Raw genomic sequence first — 16045 nt, forward strand, 5'->3', positions numbered from 1 at the left:
GCGAGGCTGGACTGCATGATTCCTGTCGGAATCGTTTTCGTTTGCGCTCATTCACAGTGTTGGCGGCAATGGCCTGACAATTCAACCCCAATGTGTAAGAAATATTTCGCAGCAAAAAAGGGATGCTTGCCGCGAGGCTGCGAATCAGGAGCGGACGCAGAGCGTCCAGAACGGCATTCCCATGCGAAGCGTGAGGAACGAGAAGTGTCCGGGCGAACACTTCTCTTGCGCTCTGGCGTCCGAAACTAGAACGCGACCGACGTCTGTACGTACACCGTGCGCGGTTCGCCGACGTATTTGCCGCGGTTGTTGTCGTCGAACGAGCGGGTGTAGTACTGGCGGTTGAAGATGTTCTTCATCCCGACCGCTACGTTGAGGTCAGACAGTTGCGGGCCGAAGTCGTAGTTGGCGCGGGTGCTGAACAGCATGTACCCAGGGATCTTGCCGGTGCTGCCGTCGGCGCTTTCAGCGGAAGTATTGGCGTTGTCGGCAAACTGGTCGCTCTGGAAGGAGCTGTCGAAATTGAGCTTCCACGGCCCTTCGGTGTAGCTGACACCCATGGTGCCCTTGTGCTTTGACGAGAACGGCACGCGGTTGCCCTTGTTCGGGCCGTCTTCGCGGATCGTGGCGTCGACGAAGGCGTAGGTCGCGTAGACATCGTAGCCGGCCAGCGCCGGGCTCAGGCCCTCCAGCGCATAGTTGACGCTGGTCTCGATGCCCTGATGGCGCGTCTCGCCGCGTGCGATCACCGTGTCGTTGGTCTGGTTGCTGTCGTACTGGTTATCGAAATTGATCAGGAAAGCGCCGATCTCGGCCCGCAGGTTGCCATTGTCGTAGCGTGTGCCCAGTTCCCAGGTGCGGGCTTTTTCCGGTTTGACTTCATCGCCGGTGACGCGGTTAGGCATCTGGCTGTACTGCACACTGCCGAACGAGCCTTCGGTGTTGGCGTACAGGTTCCAGGTGTCGGTCAGGTGGTAAAGCACATTCAACGCGGGCAGTGCGGTGCTGTAGTCACCCTGGTATCGGGCGTTGGTCAGGTTGTTGTTCTGTGCGGTGTCGATCATCTCGTAGCGAATGCCCGGCGTGATGGTCCACTTGCCGATATCGATGCGGTCGTCGATGTAGAACGCATGCGCCTCGGTTGCGCCGCGTGTGTCGCGGTCATTGCGGCTGGCGGTGGTCGGCAGGTCGCCGGTGACCGGCTCGCGATAGCGCAACTCATGACCGGCCTCGTTGACGTAACGGTAGCCAACGCCGACTTCATGCCAGGTTTCGCCCAGCGCAAAGCCTTGCGAGAAGCGTGTTTCCAGGCCACGCACCCAGTATTCGCGGGGCGACAGGGAAACGAAGCTGCCCTGATCCAGATAGCCGCTGCGCAGGGTCTTGGTGAAGAACGTGTTGGCGGTGAAGACGCGCGCGTCCTGTTCGTAGCGATAGCCGAAGTTGAACATGGTGCGACGGCCCCAGAACTTGTCCTTCAAGCGTGTCGACTGGTACGGATCGGCATCGTAGTCCGCGACGCTGAGGCCACCGGGCATCTGCGCTTCGCCATCGTAGTATTGCGCCATGGCGTTAAGGCTGTTGGCGTCGTCGATCTGGTATTTGCCCTTGAGAATCAGGTCGTCGATTTCGGTGTCGCTGTGCTCGCGCCAGTCTCCGCCGCGTACGCCGGAATACAGAATCGCGCCGCCCAGGCCGTTGTCCGCGGTGCCACCTGCCAGCAGGTTACCGGTGGTCTTGAAACCGTCGTGGCTGGAAGACGGGCTGGTCTCGGTTTGTATGCCGCCCTTGAGAGTAGGTGCATCGGGGATCGCGCGGGTCACGAAGTTGACGATGCCGCCCACGTTCTGCGGACCGTAACGGACTGCGCCACCGCCACGCACCACGTCGACTGCGTCCATGTTGCCCATGCTGATCGGCGCAAACGACAGTTGCGGCTGGCCGTAGGGCGCGAATGGCACCGGGATACCGTCCATCAACACGGTAGAACGCGACGCCAGGCGTGGATTGAGGCCGCGAATACCGAAATTCAGCGCCATGTCATGGCTGCCAGTGCCATTGTTGTCCGGCGCATTGACGCCCGGAATACGATTGAGCACTTCACGCGCCGACGTCGCACCGACCCGCTCGAATTCCTCACGACGAATCACGTCACGTGCGCCGGGATGTTCGAAAACGTTGGTTTGCTGCGCAGCGCCCAGCCAGTCACCGACCACCGTGGAAACCCCCAGCTCGATCGGCGCGCCAGCCGTATTTGCCGATTGCAGGGTGAAGCCGTTATTGCCATCGGCCATGGCCTGCAGGCCGGTGCCTTCGAGCAAGGCATTCAGGCCCTGCTCGGGTGTGTACTGACCTTCCAGGCCACGGCTTTTCAGGCCGCTGGTCATCTGCGAACCATAGGAAATCAGCACGCCGGACTCACGACCGAACTGGTTCAGCGCCGCTTCAAGCTCGCTCGGCGCAATGTGATACACCTTGGGTGCGACCTCGGCGGCCTGCACCATCGACAGGCTGCCGACCGAAAGGCTCGCGCCGAAAATGACATGGCGCAATGTGCGCACCAGCGGTGAAAGTTGAGTAGGGCGGGCTGACATGCGGGAGTCCTTTGACCGGAAGGTTGAGAGAGGCTTTCCCTGTCTGTCACGCGAGGATCGAAAAACAGCTCACGCTTTTTGAAAAATTTTAGCCGGCCAGCGCAAATCCACCTGTCATCGTGCCGATGCTCAGCGTCGGCATGCAGTTCGTGACGCTCTGCGTCGTGCTACAGCGATCACTGCACACAAAGCGCTTTTCTACCCCGATGGCACAGACGACGCAGAGTGCGACGTAAGTGACGGCTGAGTCCTGGCGCTGATCCGGGGGTAGCCTGGCAGGACGCCAGGCTAGCCGCACCGCGCCATGGATGGCGCGTTGCGGCGACCCCCGGATCAGTGACAGGGCGAAGGAACCCGACGAAGTCGGGCCGGAAACGGAGCCAGGGGGTTTGGTTACTTTGGCCCCATCAAAGTAACTCGCCGAGGGGCGAAAAGGTGACTTGAGCCGAACCTCAATCCACCTGACATCGCAGAACCGCTGTGTGACGCAGAGCGTCACGAACTGCATTCACACCAGAGCGTGAGGAACGATAGTCAGCGTAGTGTCAGCCCTGTATTTCGGGCTTTCCAAGAAGATACGTCACCATGCGCTGGAACGAGCAATCACGATCAAACCCGCGCCTGCACGTTCACCCAATATCGCGTGAAGCGCTGCACGCGCACCGGGAGGGCGAGTTCGAGCATGTCGAGGATGCGCTCGCTGTCGGCCAGCGGGTAGCTGCCGGAAATCAGCAACCCTGCAACCCTCGCATCGCAATTCAGACGACCGCGGCGGTAGCGGCTCAACTCTGCGAGAAAATCGGCCAGCCTCATGCGCGACGCCACCAGCATCCCGTCCACCCAGGCACCACTGCCTGCGTCCAGTGGACGAACCTTGTCCCAGGCATCACGGCTGAACGTCACCTGTTGGCTGGCCTGCAGCATCAAACCGGGGCCGCTCTTTCCGGCAGGGGATATTTCGAGGGCGCCGGCAAACACGGCCAACTGCGTGCGCCCATTCAGTTGGCGCAGGTTGAAACGACTGGCGCCGGTCGAGGCTCTGACCGTGCCTTCGGCACTTAACAGGTTCAGCGGACGCGTGTCTGCCGAGGCCGTCATGAGGATTTCGCCCTGCAGCAGTTCGATCAGGCGCTGTTGTGCATCGAAACGCACATCCACCGCGCTGGCCGTATTCAACTGCACCTGACTGCCATCGCTCAACGCCACCTTGCGCTGTTCGCCCACGCCACTGTCGTAGTCGGCCAGCAAAGGTTGCAGGGCAATCTGCTCGCGCAGGCCCCAGCCCGCTGCCGAGCCTGCGCCGAGCAGCAACAGCAGTTTCAACGCATGCCGACGGCTGGCGGACTTCGGCGCATTGAGTGCCGCATGTGCCAGCGGCGAGGACAGTCCACTCAAGCGCTGGTTGACCCGCTGCATGTGTGCCCATGCCCGTTGGTGCTCGGCGTTGCCATTGAGCCACAGCTGCCAGGCGTGCTGACGACGGGCATCCAGCGTGCCTTCCTGCATTTCCAGCAGCCAGCCAACGGCCTGCTGTGCCACGGCAGGCGAGATGTCGGATTTGTTCAGGGACTCGTTGTTCGGATTCATAGGGCGAAATAGCAGCGCAGGGCAGCCTTGTGCAGATGGCGCTTGACCGTCGCGATGGAAATATCCAGTTCGGCAGCGATCCGGCCATGGCTCAAACCGTCGACCTGCGACAGCAGAAACGCCCGCTTGACCAGGGGCGGCAGGCCGTCCAGCAGTTGATCGAGTTCGACCAGGGTTTCGAGAATGATCGCCCGCTCTTCTTCCGAAGGCGCCACGCGCTCCGGCAGTTCGGCCAGTGCCTGATGGTAGGCGTGCTCCAGGTCCTGACGCCGGTAGTGATTGCACAGTACGCGTTTGGCAATCGTCGTCAGAAAGGCACGCGGCTCGACGATTTGCGCTGTATCGCGTGCGCCCAGCACCTTGATGAACGTGTCCTGCGCCAGGTCTGCCGCGCTGTGCGGGCAGCCGAGTCTGCGTCGCAACCAGGTCGTCAGCCAGGCGTTGTGTGCCCTGTACAGGCCTTCGACAGTGTGATTGAGAACGGAGTGGGCGACGGGTATCACGGGGAACAATCCACGGGGACTCATTGGTGGCGTGGATTCTGGCAGACTCTTTTGCGTATGAGAATATTTATCATTAATATTGCGGTTCATTTGTCCCGTTCAGGATCAATGGCGCATACCGCCGGCTTTTGTTGCGACCGCTTCCCGGTCGCCCATGAACGGCTTCCCAGGTTTCCTGAATCAATGCAGACCCTCTGATGGATGTCACCAGCGCAAGCCGCCCTCTGCCGCAAAAACGCACGGCAAAAGCCAGAGCCAGGGGCGTGACGGCGGCCTATCGCCTTGCCATTGCCTCGCGGGCACTGGCTGCGGTATTTGCCGGTTACCTGCTGGCCTCGTTGGTCAGCACCTGCATCGCTCAATGGCTGCCGATTACCCGCGCCGAAGCGGTGGTGACGGGGATGATGTTCTCGTTTCTCGCCTATCTGGGCGCGGTGCTCTTTTGTTTTGCCTGCCGTACGGCGCTGCAGGCGTGGATCGGGGTGCTGACGCCCTGTGCCTTGCTGGGGGCGGCCTACACCTGCGGTCGGTGGTTGCTGTGAAGGAGGGTTTTCGCCAGTCGATGGCCTGGCTGCACACCTGGGTCGGCTTGCTGTTTGGCTGGCTGCTGTTCGCGATTTTTCTGACCGGCACGCTTTCCTATTTCAAGGACGAGATTACCCACTGGATGCAGCCGGAGATTCCGGTGCGCGCGCTCGATGCAGGCGCCAGCGTGCAACAGGCTCAGCATTACCTGCAAAGCCATGCAGCCGGGGCCACGCGCTGGTTCATCAGTCTGCCCGATCAGCGCACGCCAGGCCTGGTGGTCGGCTGGCTGCCCGAGGGCAAGCAGGGCCAGCGCAATAACTTCGTGCGCAAGCTGCTCGATCCGCAGACCGGCAGCGAGGTGCAGGCGCGTGACACACGCGGTGGTGATTTCTTCTACCGGTTTCACTATCAACTGCAGATGCCTTATCCCTGGGGCCGCTGGCTGGCAACCAGCGCCGCGATGGTGATGCTGGTCGCACTGATTACCGGCATCATCATTCACAAGAAGGTTTTCAAGGAGTTCTTCACCTTCCGTCTGCGCAAGGGCCAGCGTTCCTGGCTGGACGGGCATAACGCGCTGGGCGTGCTGGTGCTGCCGTTCCACCTGATGATCACCTACAGCAGTCTGGTGATCTTCATGTCGATGGTGATGCCCGCGAGCATCCTCAGCCAGTACGACACAGTCCAGGCCTTCTACAGCGAAGCCTATCCGTTTCCGGAAACGGTCAAGCGCGAAGGCATCGCTACGCCGCTGGTAGCGCTTGCGCCGTTGGTCAACGCTGCGAACGCGAAATGGGACAGCGGCCAGGTCGGTCGGGTCATCGTCAACAATCCGGGCGACAGCAGCGCCTCGGTTCTGCTGACGCGTGATGACAAGGGCAGCATCGTGCCGGACCGGGGCGGGGCGCTGACGTTCAGCGGTGTCAGCGGCGAGCTGTCGAACGAAGTGCCTGAGCGGCCGCTGGCGTTGCTGATTTCCAGCGGGATGTATGGCCTGCACGTGGGCCATTTCGCCGCGCCGTTGCTGCGCTGGCTGTACTTCATGTTCGGTGTCGCCGGGACTGCAATGATCGGCACCGGGTTGGTGATGTGGCTGGGCAAACGTCAGCTCAAACACGCAAAGACCGGTGTGCTGCCACTGGAGTTGCGGGTGGTTGAAGTGCTGAACATTGCCAGCATGTCCGGGTTGATGCTCGCGGTGGCCAGCTTCTTCTGGACCAATCGCTTGCTGCCTGGCGGATTCGCCGGGCGTACCAATTGGGAGGTCAGCGTGTTCTTCACGTTCTGGGCCTTGTCATTCATGCACGCTGCGCTGCGCAAGGGGCGTAATGCATGGCGAGAGCAACTGGGGCTGGGCGCGCTGCTGTTCGCCGGGCTGCCGTTGCTCGATCTGCTGATCTGCGGTCGCTATCTGCTGGATTCGTTAATGTCAGGAAACTGGGTACTGGCGGCCTTTGACCTGACGGCGCTGGTCACCGGGCTGTTTCTGGGCTGGGCGGCGCTGAAGTTCAAGGCTGTACCTATTGATAAAACCGCCCGCGTCTCGTTGCCGGTTGCTGCGCAGGAGGCGCCCTGATGCTGCTGGCGGCCTTGCTCTGCTATGTGGGGTTTACGTGCCTGTGCCTGTCCATGGCCCGGCATTACGGCGAACTGCTCAAGGGCCCGTTGACTGAACAGAGGCGTCGCGCGCTTACGCTGGCCGGCTGGAGCGCGCTGTTGCTGTCGTCGTGGGCGGCGGTTGATGACCATGGCTGGATGATGGGGACGGTGCACTGGTTCGCTGCACTCATGGGCAGCGCGGTGTTACTGGTTGCTTTGCTGTCGTTCCGGCCGCGTTGGGTGCTGGCGCTGGCGGGGTGTGGCGCGCTGCTCAGCCCGTTGGCAGCGGTGAGTCAGCTATTGGCCTAAGGCCGTTCTGTATTCACCCGGTGTCGCCCCCGTGGCCTGACGGAAACGGTTGCTGAAATGGCTGGCGCTGGCGAACCCGCAAGCCAGCGCGATTTCGCCCAGCGGCTTGCCGGTGCTGCGCAGTAACTGGCGCGCCTGCTCGATACGCCGCGCCAACAGATACTGGTGCGGCGGCAAACCGAAGCTTTCGCGAAACATGCGTGCGAAGTGATATTCCGACAGCGCACACAGGCCGGCCAGTTGACCAAGGCTCAACGGGTCGGCGAGATGCATTTCGATGAAGTCCACCAGATGCCGGCGCAGGTGCGGCGCCAGACCGCCTTTCAGGCGCAGCCCTTCGCGCAGCCCTGCCTGATTGAGCAGCGCATGGCTGACCATCTCGTGCGCCAGGCTGCTGGTCAGCAGGCGCTCGCCGGGTTCTGCCCAGTTCAGGCGAATCAGCTGCCGGAAGCGTGCGGCTTGTGCGGGGTCTTCCAGAAAGGTGTTTTCCCGCAGTTGCATCTCGCGTGGCTCGCGATCCAGCAGGGTCACGCAGCCCAACGCAAACTGTTCCGGGCTGAAATACAGATGCGCCAGACGGATCTCGCCGTTCACCACCCAGGCGGACTCATGGCCGGCAGGCAAGATGCACAACTTGCCCGGCGCGCCTTTCTGGTCCGGTCTGCCGCGGCGAAAGGTCCCGGTACCGTCCTCGATATAGCACGACAACGTATGATGGGTCGGTGCGTGATACTCCTGCGAGTCATGCCGATTGTTCCACAACGCCGCCACTAGTCCGTCGCCCAGCGGCGCGCTCTGCTCCAGATTGGCATTGGGTGAACTGTTCAGGGCCTGAAAGACCTGGATGGATTCAATGGCGGGCATGACGATTCCTCTAGGATTTGTATCCTACTCGCTGGCGACGTCGCTGCCAGTAGCGCTTGAAGCAAATGCGCAAGATTGTGCAAGCGCTGGCAGGCCGGCACGCAGCAGACTGATGGCTCATCAAGGAGCCTGCACCATGAACCTCTCGCTTTATCTGCTGACCGTGCTGATCTGGGGCACCACCTGGATCGCCCTGAAACTCCAACTCGGCGATGTCGCGATTCCAGTCTCAATCGTCTATCGCTTTGCCCTGGCAGCATTGGTGCTGTTTGCATTCCTGTTGCTGAGCAAGCGTCTGCAGCCGGTCAATCGTCGCGGCCAGGTGATTTGCCTGGCGCAGGGCGTGTGCCTGTTCTGCGTCAACTTCATGTGCTTCTACACGGCCAGCCAGTGGATACCCAGCGGCCTGATCGCGGTGGTGTTCTCGACCTCGACGCTGTGGAATGCGCTGAACGCACGGGTGTTCTTTCGCCAGAAAATCGCCAGCAATGTGCTGGCCGGTGGCGCCATGGGTTTGATCGGTCTGGCGTGTATGTTCTGGCCTGAAATGTCCGGGCATGGCGCGAGCCGGCAAACCCTCATCGGCCTGGGACTGGCCTTGCTGGGCACGCTGTGCTTCTCGGCGGGCAACATGCTGTCGAGCCTGCAGCAGAAAGCCGGTCTGCGTCCACTGACCACCAATGCCTGGGGCATGTTCTACGGGGCGACGATACTCGGCATGTATTGCCTGCTGAGCGGCACGCCGTTCAGCTTCGAATGGAACACGCGCTATGTAGGCTCACTGCTGTTTCTGGTTATCCCCGGCTCGGTGATTGCGTTCACTGCCTATCTGACCCTGGTCGGGCGCATGGGCCCGGAGCGCGCCGCTTATTGCACGGTGCTGTTTCCGGTCGTGGCGCTGAATATCTCCGCCTGGGTGGAGGGCTATCAGTGGACCCTGGCTGCCTTGCTGGGGCTGGTACTGGTGATGGTCGGCAACGTGCTGGTGTTCAGGAAGATCAGGCCCGTTGCCGTCGTGGTCGGCGGCAAACTGGCCTGAGTCGGTGTTGATCGTGTCTATCCTGCACAGCGGCCCTGCACTGCGAGAGAGGCGGGGCCTCAGCCTTTCCACACCTGTGGGTTGACCAGATCCTGCGGTCGTTGACCGAGCAGCGCGCTGCGCAGGTTGCCGTAGGCGCGATCAGCCATGGCCTGGCGGGTTTCGGTGGTGGCTGAGCCGATGTGCGGCAGGGTTACCGCGTTCTTCAACTGGAACAGCGGCGATTCGCTCAGCGGCTCTTTTTCGTAGACGTCCAGACCGGCGCCGCGAATCGTGCCGTTCTGCAGCGCTTCGATCAGCGCAGGTTCATCGACGATCGGGCCGCGGGCGATGTTGACCAGGATGGCGCCGGGCTTCATCAGGCTCAATTCGCGGCGGCCGATCAAGTGTTGGGTCTTTTCGCTCAGCGGTACGACCAGACAGACGAAATCCGCTTCGGCCAGTAACTGATCCAGGCTGCGAAATTGTGCGCCCAGCTCCTGTTCGAGTTCGGTCTTGCGGCTGTTGCCGCTGTACAGAATCGGCATGTTGAAACCCAGACGACCACGGCGGGCAATGGCTGCGCCGATGTTGCCCATGCCAACAATACCCAGCGTCTTGCCATGCACATCGGTGCCGAAGTGCGGCGGTTCGATGCTGCGCGTCCACTGTCCGGCCTTGGTATAGGCGTCCAGTTCAGCCACTCGGCGCGCACTGCTCATGATCAGCGAGAAGCCCAGATCAGCGGTGCTTTCGGTCAGTACATCCGGCGTATTGGTCAGCAGAATGCCGCGCTCGCTCAGGTACTCAACGTCGTAGTTGTCGTAGCCCACCGAGATGCTGGACACCACCTCCAGTTTGGTGGCGTTCTGCAGCTGTTCGCGACCCAGCTTGCGGCCTGCGCCGATCAGCCCGTGGGATTCAGGCAAGGCTTCTGCAAACTGCGCGTTGATATCACCCTGCTTGGGGTTGGGCACGATCACGTTGAAGTCTTGCGCCAGGCGCTCGGCCATTTCAGGAGAAACACGGCTGAAGGCGAGTACGGTTTTTTTCATTGGGCAGTCACTCTTGAGCGGTTGAATGAGTAGCACGCTAACATTCCTCCCCGCTCTTTGGCAGCCGCTTTTTGCAGTTGTACGATGTCAGAACGATGACTTGAGGGCCTGCACATGCAGATCCGCTTCATCGGCAGCGAGAATTTCCGGCAGGGAACCGCGCAGGTATTCAACCCAGGTTCTGATCTTCGCATCCAGATACTGGCGTGACGGGTAGATGGCGTACAGGTTCAGCTCTTGCGAGCGGTAATCGGACAGCACGCGCACCAGTGTGCCGTTGCGCAGCCCCTCGATCGCCGAGTAGATCGGCAAGATGCCAATCCCCATGCCGCTGGAAATCGCGGTCTTCATCGCATCCGCAGAGTTGACCAGCAGCGGCGAGCTGTTGATGGTGACCATCTCCTGGCCTTCAGGACCATCGAACAGCCATTTGTCCAGCGGGAACACCGGGCTCACCAGACGCAGACATGCATGATTCAGCAGGTCGGCAGGCTTGTGGGCCATGCCGAACGTTTTCACGTACTCGGGCGACGCGCACACGATGCTGTAAGTAATGCCCAGGCGCTGGGACACAAAGCCCGAGTCGGCCAGTTCGCTGGCGAGCACTATCGACACGTCATAGCCTTCTTCCAGCAAGTCCGGCACGCGGTGGGTCATGGTCAGGTCGAACGCGACGTCCGGGTGGTTGCGCCGGTAACGGGCAATCGCATCAATCACATAATGCTGGCCGACGCCGGGCATCGAATGCACCTTGAGCTGCCCGGCCGGGCGGGCATGAGCGTCGCTGGCTTCGGCCTCGGCTTCTTCTACCGAGGCGAGAATCTGTTCGCAGCGCAACAGATAACGCTTGCCTGCTTCGGTGAGGGCAATGCGTCGGGTGGTGCGATTGAGCAGGCGCGTTTGTAAATGTGCTTCAAGGTTGGAGACCGCACGCGAGACGTTGGCGGTGGTGGTATCCAGCACGGCGGCGGCGGCAGTGAAGCTGCCCGCTTGCGCCACGCAGCTGAAGGCACGCATGTTTTGCAGGGTGTCCATGGGTACTTCTCTGAGTAGATGGCAAATTGTGACATGAAGTAACGGATGCATGTATCCAGACCAAAGGATTATCGCCGTTTCAGTAACAAAGATTCACAAATCTCCCCGCTTATCGCCGCGTCGAGTGCCGCCTAGAATCGCCGCCATTCAAGGTGTTTCACCTTCGTTCGGGAACTTGCAGCTGTGCCGCGTCGCATCATCAGAGGGCTCTGGCCCGTAGGTCTTCTGGCTTTTACGCTGGTCCTCAGCGGCTGTATCGGAACACATGGAATCACACCGCAGGGCAGTGTTCTGCACGCTGACAGCCTGGCCACCGATCAGGCGATTCAGAGCGCTTCCCTCGACGCCCATTGGCCCGCAGCGCAATGGTGGCGTGCCTACGGCGACGCGCAACTGGACCGCTGGGTCGACATGGCGACGCTGGGCAGCCCGAGTCTGGCACTTGCCGCTGCTCGTGTGCGCCAGGCAAAGGCGATGGCACAGGTGGCCGAGTCCGCCGAGTCTGTGCAAGTGCAAGGCAACGCCAGCCTGATGCGTCACGACTGGCCAGAGGATCAGTTTTATGGCCCCGGAGCGCTGGCCGATACTCGCACCTGGGACAACAATGCGTCGCTGGGCCTGAGCTACGCACTGGACCTGTGGGGACGTGAACGCAACGCCAGCGAGCAGGCCGTTGATCTGGCGCACGTGAGTGCTGCCGAGCAGCGCCAGGCGCAGCTCGAATTGCAGGAAAACGTGGTCCGCGCCTACATCCGACTGTCCCTCGACTACGCCCGACTGGATATCGCCGAGGCGGCCCTGGCCCAGCAGCAACAGATACTCGACCTGGCGCAGCGTCGCCTCAAGGGCGGGATCGGCACGCACTTCGACGTCAGTCAGGCCGAAACGCCGCTGCCTGAGGCGCATCGGCAGATCGACGCGCTGCAAGAGGCCATCGCGTTGAGTCGCAACCAACTGGCCGCGCTGGCAGGCAAGGGACCGGGGCAGGGCGCGGCGTTGCAGCGGCCTGCGCTGTCGTTGCACACCGCGCTGACATTGCCCTCGGCATTGCCCGCCGAACTGCTCGGTCAGCGACCTGACGTGGTGGCTGCGCGCTGGCAGGTGGCGGCGCAGGCACGTGGTATCGACGTTGCACATGCGGGCTTTTATCCCAATGTCGATCTGGTCGGCAGCCTGAGCTACATGGCCACGGGCGGTGGCATGCTCGAGTTCCTGACCGGCAGCAAGCTGGGTTACAAGGTCGGGCCGGCCATCAGCCTGCCGATTTTCGACGCTGGACGCTTGCGTGCGGAGCTGGGGCGGGCGTCTGCTGCTTATGATCAGGCCGTGGCGCATTACAACCAGACGCTGATCATGGCGTTGAAAAATGTCTCCGACCAGTTGATTCGGCGCGCCTCGATGGACAAGCAGCAGGCACTCGCCGCCGAGTCGGTGGCGTCGGCGCAAAAGACCTATGACATTGCCCTGATCGCCTGGCAGCGCGGCCTGACCGATTACCTGAACGTGCTCAATGCGCGCACGCAGTTGTTTCGCCAGCAGCAGGTTCAGCAACAGGTCGAGGCCGCGCGGCTGGAAGCCTACGCCGGACTGGTGGTGGCGCTGGGCGGTTACGCTGACGGGAATAACAATGGCAATGGTCATTTCGCACACACCGTCGCCGAGTCTGAGGGCGGGCAATGATCGCCTCGCTACAGCGCATCACCGACCTGCCGTGGCGTCGCGAATTGCACAGCTGGGCGCGCAGTGACGGGGTGACCTGGGTTTACATCTTCAAGGTGCTGCTCGCCGCATTTCTCACCTACTGGCTGGCGCTGCGCCTGGAACTGCCGCAGCCGCACACGGCGATGATCACCGTGTTCATCGTCATGCAGCCACAGAGCGGGCAGGTGTTCGCCAAGAGTTTTTATCGCCTGCTGGGGACGCTAGCCGGGTCGGCGATGATGGTGCTGTTGATGGCCCTGTTTGCGCAGAGTCCGCTGCCGTTTCTCGGCAGTCTCGCGCTCTGGGTCGGCCTGTGTTCGGCCGGCGCGGCGCGCTATCGCAACTTTCGCGCGTATGGCTTTGTGCTGGCCGGGTATACGGCAGCCATGGTCGGGCTGCCTGCGCTGGCGCATCCGGAAGGTTCGTTCATGTCGGCGGTGTGGCGGGTAGTGGAAATTAGCCTGGGCATCCTGTGTTCCACGGCCATCAGCGCAGCGGTGCTGCCGCAGAGTTCCAGCGCTGCGATGCGCAACGCGCTGTATCTGCGCTTCGGCGGGTTCGCGCGCTTCGTGGTCAACGGCCTGCGCGGCGATATTTCACGCGCTGAATTTGAAACCGGCAATGTACGCTTTGTGGCCGAGGCCATCGGCCTTGAAGGGCTGCGCAGCGTCACGGTGTTCGAAGACCCGCACATGCGTCGCCGCAACGGTCGACTCAACCGTTTGAACAGCGAATTCATGGCGGTCACCACGCGCTTCAATGCCCTGCACCAATTGCTCGAGCGTCTGCGCCTCGAACAGGCCGATCAGGTGTTGAAGCATATCGATCCCGGCCTTGAACACCTTGCAGAGCTGCTCGACGGGTTCGCCGACCGCGCCTTGACCAACGATGACGCGGCGCTGCTGGCCACGCGCCTGGAGTCGTGCAGGGCGTACTTTCCCGCGCGGGTCAGAAGCCTGCGCACCGAGCTGGAGCGCACCCTGCCCAGCGACGCCGAACGATTGGACTTTCACACCTCGTTCGAGCTGCTGTACCGCCTGCTCAGCGAGTTGCTCGACTACGCACGAACCCATGCATCGCTGGCCGACCACAGCCATGAGCGTGAACAGTGGAAGGGCTCGTTCGTACCGCGTACCCACTGGATGACCGCGCTGGCAGCCGGTGCCCGGGCGACCTGTGTGGTCGGCCTGATGAGTGTGTATTGGGTGCTGACGGCGTGGCCCAGCGGCGCGAGCATGGTCCTGGCCTCGGCGGCCACCGTTGCGCTGTCGTCGACTACCCATAATCCCAGGCGCATGTCGCTACAGATGGCCGGCGGTACATTGCTCGGTGCGCTGTCAGGTTTTATCGAAACGTTTTTCCTGTTCCCGCACATCGACGGTTTTCCGTTGCTGTGCCTGCTGTTGGCCCCGGTGTTTGTGCTCGGCGCGTATCTGGGCTCACGTCCGCAGTGGACGGGGTACGGCCTGGGGCTGCTGATCTTTTTCAGCCTGGGCTCGGTGCCGGACAACCTCACGGTTTACAGCCCTTACACCTTCATCAACGATTACATCGCGATGGTCGTGGGCATGCTGATCTGCGCCGCTGCCGGGGCAATCATCCTGCCGCCCAACAGCCGCTGGATGTGGCAACGCCTGGAGCAGGCCTTGCGCAATCAGGTGGTGTTTGCGATCAGCGCACCACTCAAGCGTCTGGGCTCAAGCTTCGAAAGCCAGCCCCGCGACCTGATGCATCAGGCATATGGCCTGGCGATCGGCAAACCGCTGGTTCAGCGCGAGTTGTTGCGCTGGATGTTCGTGGTGCTGGAAATCGGCCACGCCATTATCGAGCTGCGCCATGAACAGGCGCTTCTGCCGATTCACCCTGCCTACGCCGAGTACCAGCCCTGGCGCATCGCGCTGCGAGTCATGGGGCGCGCCTTGGTGCGGCTGTTCATCCAGCCTGATGCGGTCAATCTGCAGCGCTGCCTGTCTGCAGTCGATCAGGCCATCAAGCGGGTGCAGGAGGCCGATGAACCCTTCGCCTCGCATTTCGATACGTCGGTGCTGCGCCGGGTAAAAAGCTACCTGCACTTTATCCGCTCGTCGCTGCTGGACCCGCAATCGCCGCTGGCCGCTTACGGCGTTGCGCGAACCGTTTCAGGAGTCGTCCATGCCGCCGCGTGAAATAGCCTTCCACGGCCTGTACATGCCGACCCTCACGCTGATCTTTCTGCTGGCCGTGGTTCTGGCATGGGCGCTGGATCGACTGCTGGCCGGTTTTGACCTGTATCGATATTTCTGGCACCCGGCCTTGCTGCGTCTGAGCCTGTTTATCTGCATCTTCGGCGCGTTGGCGCTGCCCCTTTATCGTTGACGCCTGAGTCGGGAAAAATCTCTGGATGAAAAAGTTCTTCAGTCTGTTTGCCACGTTGCTGGTGCTGGCAATCGCGCTCTGGATCGGTCGCACGCTGTGGGTCGACTACATGGATAGCCCATGGACCCGCGATGGCCGGGTACGTGCCGATATCATCAACGTGGCGGCCGATGTGTCCGGCACCGTGGTCGAGGTACCGGTGCGTGACAACCAGTGGGTAAAGCGCGGCGATCTGCTGATGCAGATCGACCCGGAGCATTACCGGATCGCCGTGAAGCAGGCGCAGGCATTGCTGGCTTCACGCAAGGCGACCTGGGAGATGCGCAAACTGAATGCCAGGCGGCGTGCCGACATGGATGAACTGGTTATCTCGGCGGAAAATCGTGACGACGCGAGTAACGTAGCCACCTCGGCCCTGGCCGATTACCAGTTGGCCCAGGCGCAACTGGAGGCGGCCGAGCTCAACCTGTCACGCACGCGGGTACTGGCGGCGGTGGACGGTTACGTCACCAACCTCAATGTTCATCGCGGCGACTATGCGCGCGTCGGTGAGGCAAAGATGGCCGTGGTCGACATGAACTCGTTCTGGGTCTACGGCTTCTTCGAGGAAACCAAGTTGCCGCACCTGAAAGTGGGTGATCCTGCGGACCTGCAACTGATGAGCGGCGAGGTGCTCAAGGGGCATGTCGAAAGCATCGCACGCGGCATCTACGACCGGGACAACCCGCAAAGCCGCGAATTGATCGCCGACGTGAACCCGACCTTCAACTGGGTGCGTCTGGCCCAGCGCGTGCCGGTGCGTATTCATCTGGATCAGGTACCGCAGGATGTATTGCTGGCGGCGGGGATGACCTGCACGGTGATTGTCAGGCCGGTAGACGGCTGATCAACGCGGAC

General features: G+C 61.8%; 14 protein-coding genes. 8 read left to right on the plus strand and 6 right to left on the minus strand.

What is annotated here, in order from left to right:
* Positions 1-245: 245 nt before the first annotated feature.
* The 3 genes from fecA to JOE39_RS24780 form a co-directional block, all read right to left on the minus strand.
* Positions 246-2594, minus strand: coding sequence for a TonB-dependent Fe(3+) dicitrate receptor FecA (gene fecA, locus JOE39_RS24770; protein ID WP_032658841.1), 2349 nt, complete (start codon positions 2592-2594; stop codon positions 246-248).
* A 609-nt stretch (positions 2595-3203) separates the two neighbouring features.
* The gene (locus tag JOE39_RS24775) at positions 3204-4181 is read right to left on the minus strand and encodes a FecR family protein (RefSeq protein ID WP_004402792.1); all 978 of its coding nucleotides are present in this window, start codon (positions 4179-4181) and stop codon (positions 3204-3206) included.
* Positions 4178-4681, minus strand: coding sequence for a sigma-70 family RNA polymerase sigma factor (locus tag JOE39_RS24780; protein WP_210078663.1), 504 nt, complete (start codon positions 4679-4681; stop codon positions 4178-4180). Before JOE39_RS24780 ends, JOE39_RS24775 begins: the two co-directional genes overlap by 4 nt.
* Before the next feature lie 200 nt (positions 4682-4881).
* Between JOE39_RS24780 and JOE39_RS24785 the strand changes: the two genes are divergently transcribed.
* From JOE39_RS24785 to JOE39_RS24795, 3 genes are read left to right on the plus strand one after another with little or no spacing between them, the layout of a single operon-like run.
* Entirely contained in the window at positions 4882-5226 is a 345-nt protein-coding gene (locus tag JOE39_RS24785) for a DUF3649 domain-containing protein (protein ID WP_210078155.1), read from the plus strand.
* 20 nt (positions 5227-5246) lie between these two features.
* The gene (locus JOE39_RS24790; RefSeq protein WP_210078662.1) at positions 5247-6788 is read left to right on the plus strand and encodes a PepSY-associated TM helix domain-containing protein; all 1542 of its coding nucleotides are present in this window, start codon (positions 5247-5249) and stop codon (positions 6786-6788) included.
* Complete coding sequence (locus JOE39_RS24795) at positions 6788-7120, plus strand: DUF3325 domain-containing protein (RefSeq protein ID WP_004402800.1); 333 nt, start codon at positions 6788-6790, stop codon at positions 7118-7120. The genes JOE39_RS24790 and JOE39_RS24795 overlap by 1 nt, the downstream gene beginning before the upstream one ends.
* Here JOE39_RS24795 and JOE39_RS24800 read toward each other — a convergent pair.
* Positions 7109-7984 (minus strand): AraC family transcriptional regulator, encoded by an 876-nt coding sequence (locus tag JOE39_RS24800; protein ID WP_004402803.1) that lies wholly within the window; start codon positions 7982-7984, stop codon positions 7109-7111. The genes JOE39_RS24795 and JOE39_RS24800 overlap by 12 nt on opposite strands.
* Positions 7985-8120: 136 nt before the next feature.
* Between JOE39_RS24800 and JOE39_RS24805 the strand changes: the two genes are divergently transcribed.
* Positions 8121-9023, plus strand: coding sequence for a DMT family transporter (locus JOE39_RS24805; RefSeq protein WP_004402805.1), 903 nt, complete (start codon positions 8121-8123; stop codon positions 9021-9023).
* Positions 9024-9082: 59 nt separating this feature from the next.
* Here the strand turns inward: JOE39_RS24805 and JOE39_RS24810 are convergent, their stop codons facing one another.
* Together JOE39_RS24810 and JOE39_RS24815 are read right to left on the minus strand one after the other, a co-directional pair.
* A complete protein-coding gene (locus JOE39_RS24810; protein WP_003316953.1) occupies positions 9083-10057 on the minus strand; it encodes a D-glycerate dehydrogenase in 975 nt (324 codons plus the stop codon).
* An 87-nt stretch (positions 10058-10144) separates the two neighbouring features.
* On the minus strand, positions 10145-11092 hold the full coding sequence (locus JOE39_RS24815; RefSeq protein ID WP_002552240.1) for a LysR family transcriptional regulator: 948 nt from the start codon (positions 11090-11092) through the stop codon (positions 10145-10147).
* Between the two features lie 183 nt (positions 11093-11275).
* Here JOE39_RS24815 and JOE39_RS24820 point away from each other — a divergent pair, with 183 nt between their 5' ends.
* From JOE39_RS24820 to JOE39_RS24835, 4 genes are read left to right on the plus strand one after another with little or no spacing between them, the layout of a single operon-like run.
* On the plus strand, positions 11276-12772 hold the full coding sequence (locus tag JOE39_RS24820; RefSeq protein WP_004402812.1) for an efflux transporter outer membrane subunit: 1497 nt from the start codon (positions 11276-11278) through the stop codon (positions 12770-12772).
* A complete protein-coding gene (locus tag JOE39_RS24825; RefSeq protein ID WP_004402813.1) occupies positions 12769-14958 on the plus strand; it encodes an FUSC family protein in 2190 nt (729 codons plus the stop codon). The genes JOE39_RS24820 and JOE39_RS24825 overlap by 4 nt, the downstream gene beginning before the upstream one ends.
* Positions 14945-15148: a DUF1656 domain-containing protein gene (locus tag JOE39_RS24830; RefSeq protein WP_003316949.1), complete on the plus strand. Its 204-nt coding sequence runs from the start codon at positions 14945-14947 to the stop codon at positions 15146-15148. The genes JOE39_RS24825 and JOE39_RS24830 overlap by 14 nt, the downstream gene beginning before the upstream one ends.
* 25 nt (positions 15149-15173) lie before the next feature.
* The gene (locus JOE39_RS24835; RefSeq protein WP_004402815.1) at positions 15174-16034 is read left to right on the plus strand and encodes an HlyD family secretion protein; all 861 of its coding nucleotides are present in this window, start codon (positions 15174-15176) and stop codon (positions 16032-16034) included.
* Positions 16035-16045 lie beyond the last annotated feature (11 nt).

It is taken from the genome of Pseudomonas sp. PvP100, assembly GCF_017833055.1.
Taxonomy (GTDB): Bacteria; Pseudomonadota; Gammaproteobacteria; order Pseudomonadales; family Pseudomonadaceae; genus Aquipseudomonas; species Aquipseudomonas syringae.

What these genes read in the sequence shown, in the direction of transcription:
- fecA (WP_032658841.1), bottom strand. Translation starts at nt 2,594, where the DNA reads ATGTCAGCCCGCCCTACTCAACTTTCACCGCTGGTGCGCACATTGCGC.
- JOE39_RS24775 (WP_004402792.1), bottom strand. Translation starts at nt 4,181, where the DNA reads ATGAATCCGAACAACGAGTCCCTGAACAAATCCGACATCTCGCCTGCC.
- JOE39_RS24785 (WP_210078155.1), top strand. Translation starts at nt 4,882, where the DNA reads ATGGATGTCACCAGCGCAAGCCGCCCTCTGCCGCAAAAACGCACGGCA.
- JOE39_RS24790 (WP_210078662.1), top strand. Translation starts at nt 5,247, where the DNA reads ATGGCCTGGCTGCACACCTGGGTCGGCTTGCTGTTTGGCTGGCTGCTG.
- JOE39_RS24795 (WP_004402800.1), top strand. Translation starts at nt 6,788, where the DNA reads ATGCTGCTGGCGGCCTTGCTCTGCTATGTGGGGTTTACGTGCCTGTGC.
- JOE39_RS24800 (WP_004402803.1), bottom strand. Translation starts at nt 7,984, where the DNA reads ATGCCCGCCATTGAATCCATCCAGGTCTTTCAGGCCCTGAACAGTTCA.
- JOE39_RS24805 (WP_004402805.1), top strand. Translation starts at nt 8,121, where the DNA reads ATGAACCTCTCGCTTTATCTGCTGACCGTGCTGATCTGGGGCACCACC.
- JOE39_RS24810 (WP_003316953.1), bottom strand. Translation starts at nt 10,057, where the DNA reads ATGAAAAAAACCGTACTCGCCTTCAGCCGTGTTTCTCCTGAAATGGCC.
- JOE39_RS24815 (WP_002552240.1), bottom strand. Translation starts at nt 11,092, where the DNA reads ATGGACACCCTGCAAAACATGCGTGCCTTCAGCTGCGTGGCGCAAGCG.
- JOE39_RS24825 (WP_004402813.1), top strand. Translation starts at nt 12,769, where the DNA reads ATGATCGCCTCGCTACAGCGCATCACCGACCTGCCGTGGCGTCGCGAA.
- JOE39_RS24830 (WP_003316949.1), top strand. Translation starts at nt 14,945, where the DNA reads ATGCCGCCGCGTGAAATAGCCTTCCACGGCCTGTACATGCCGACCCTC.
- JOE39_RS24835 (WP_004402815.1), top strand. Translation starts at nt 15,174, where the DNA reads ATGAAAAAGTTCTTCAGTCTGTTTGCCACGTTGCTGGTGCTGGCAATC.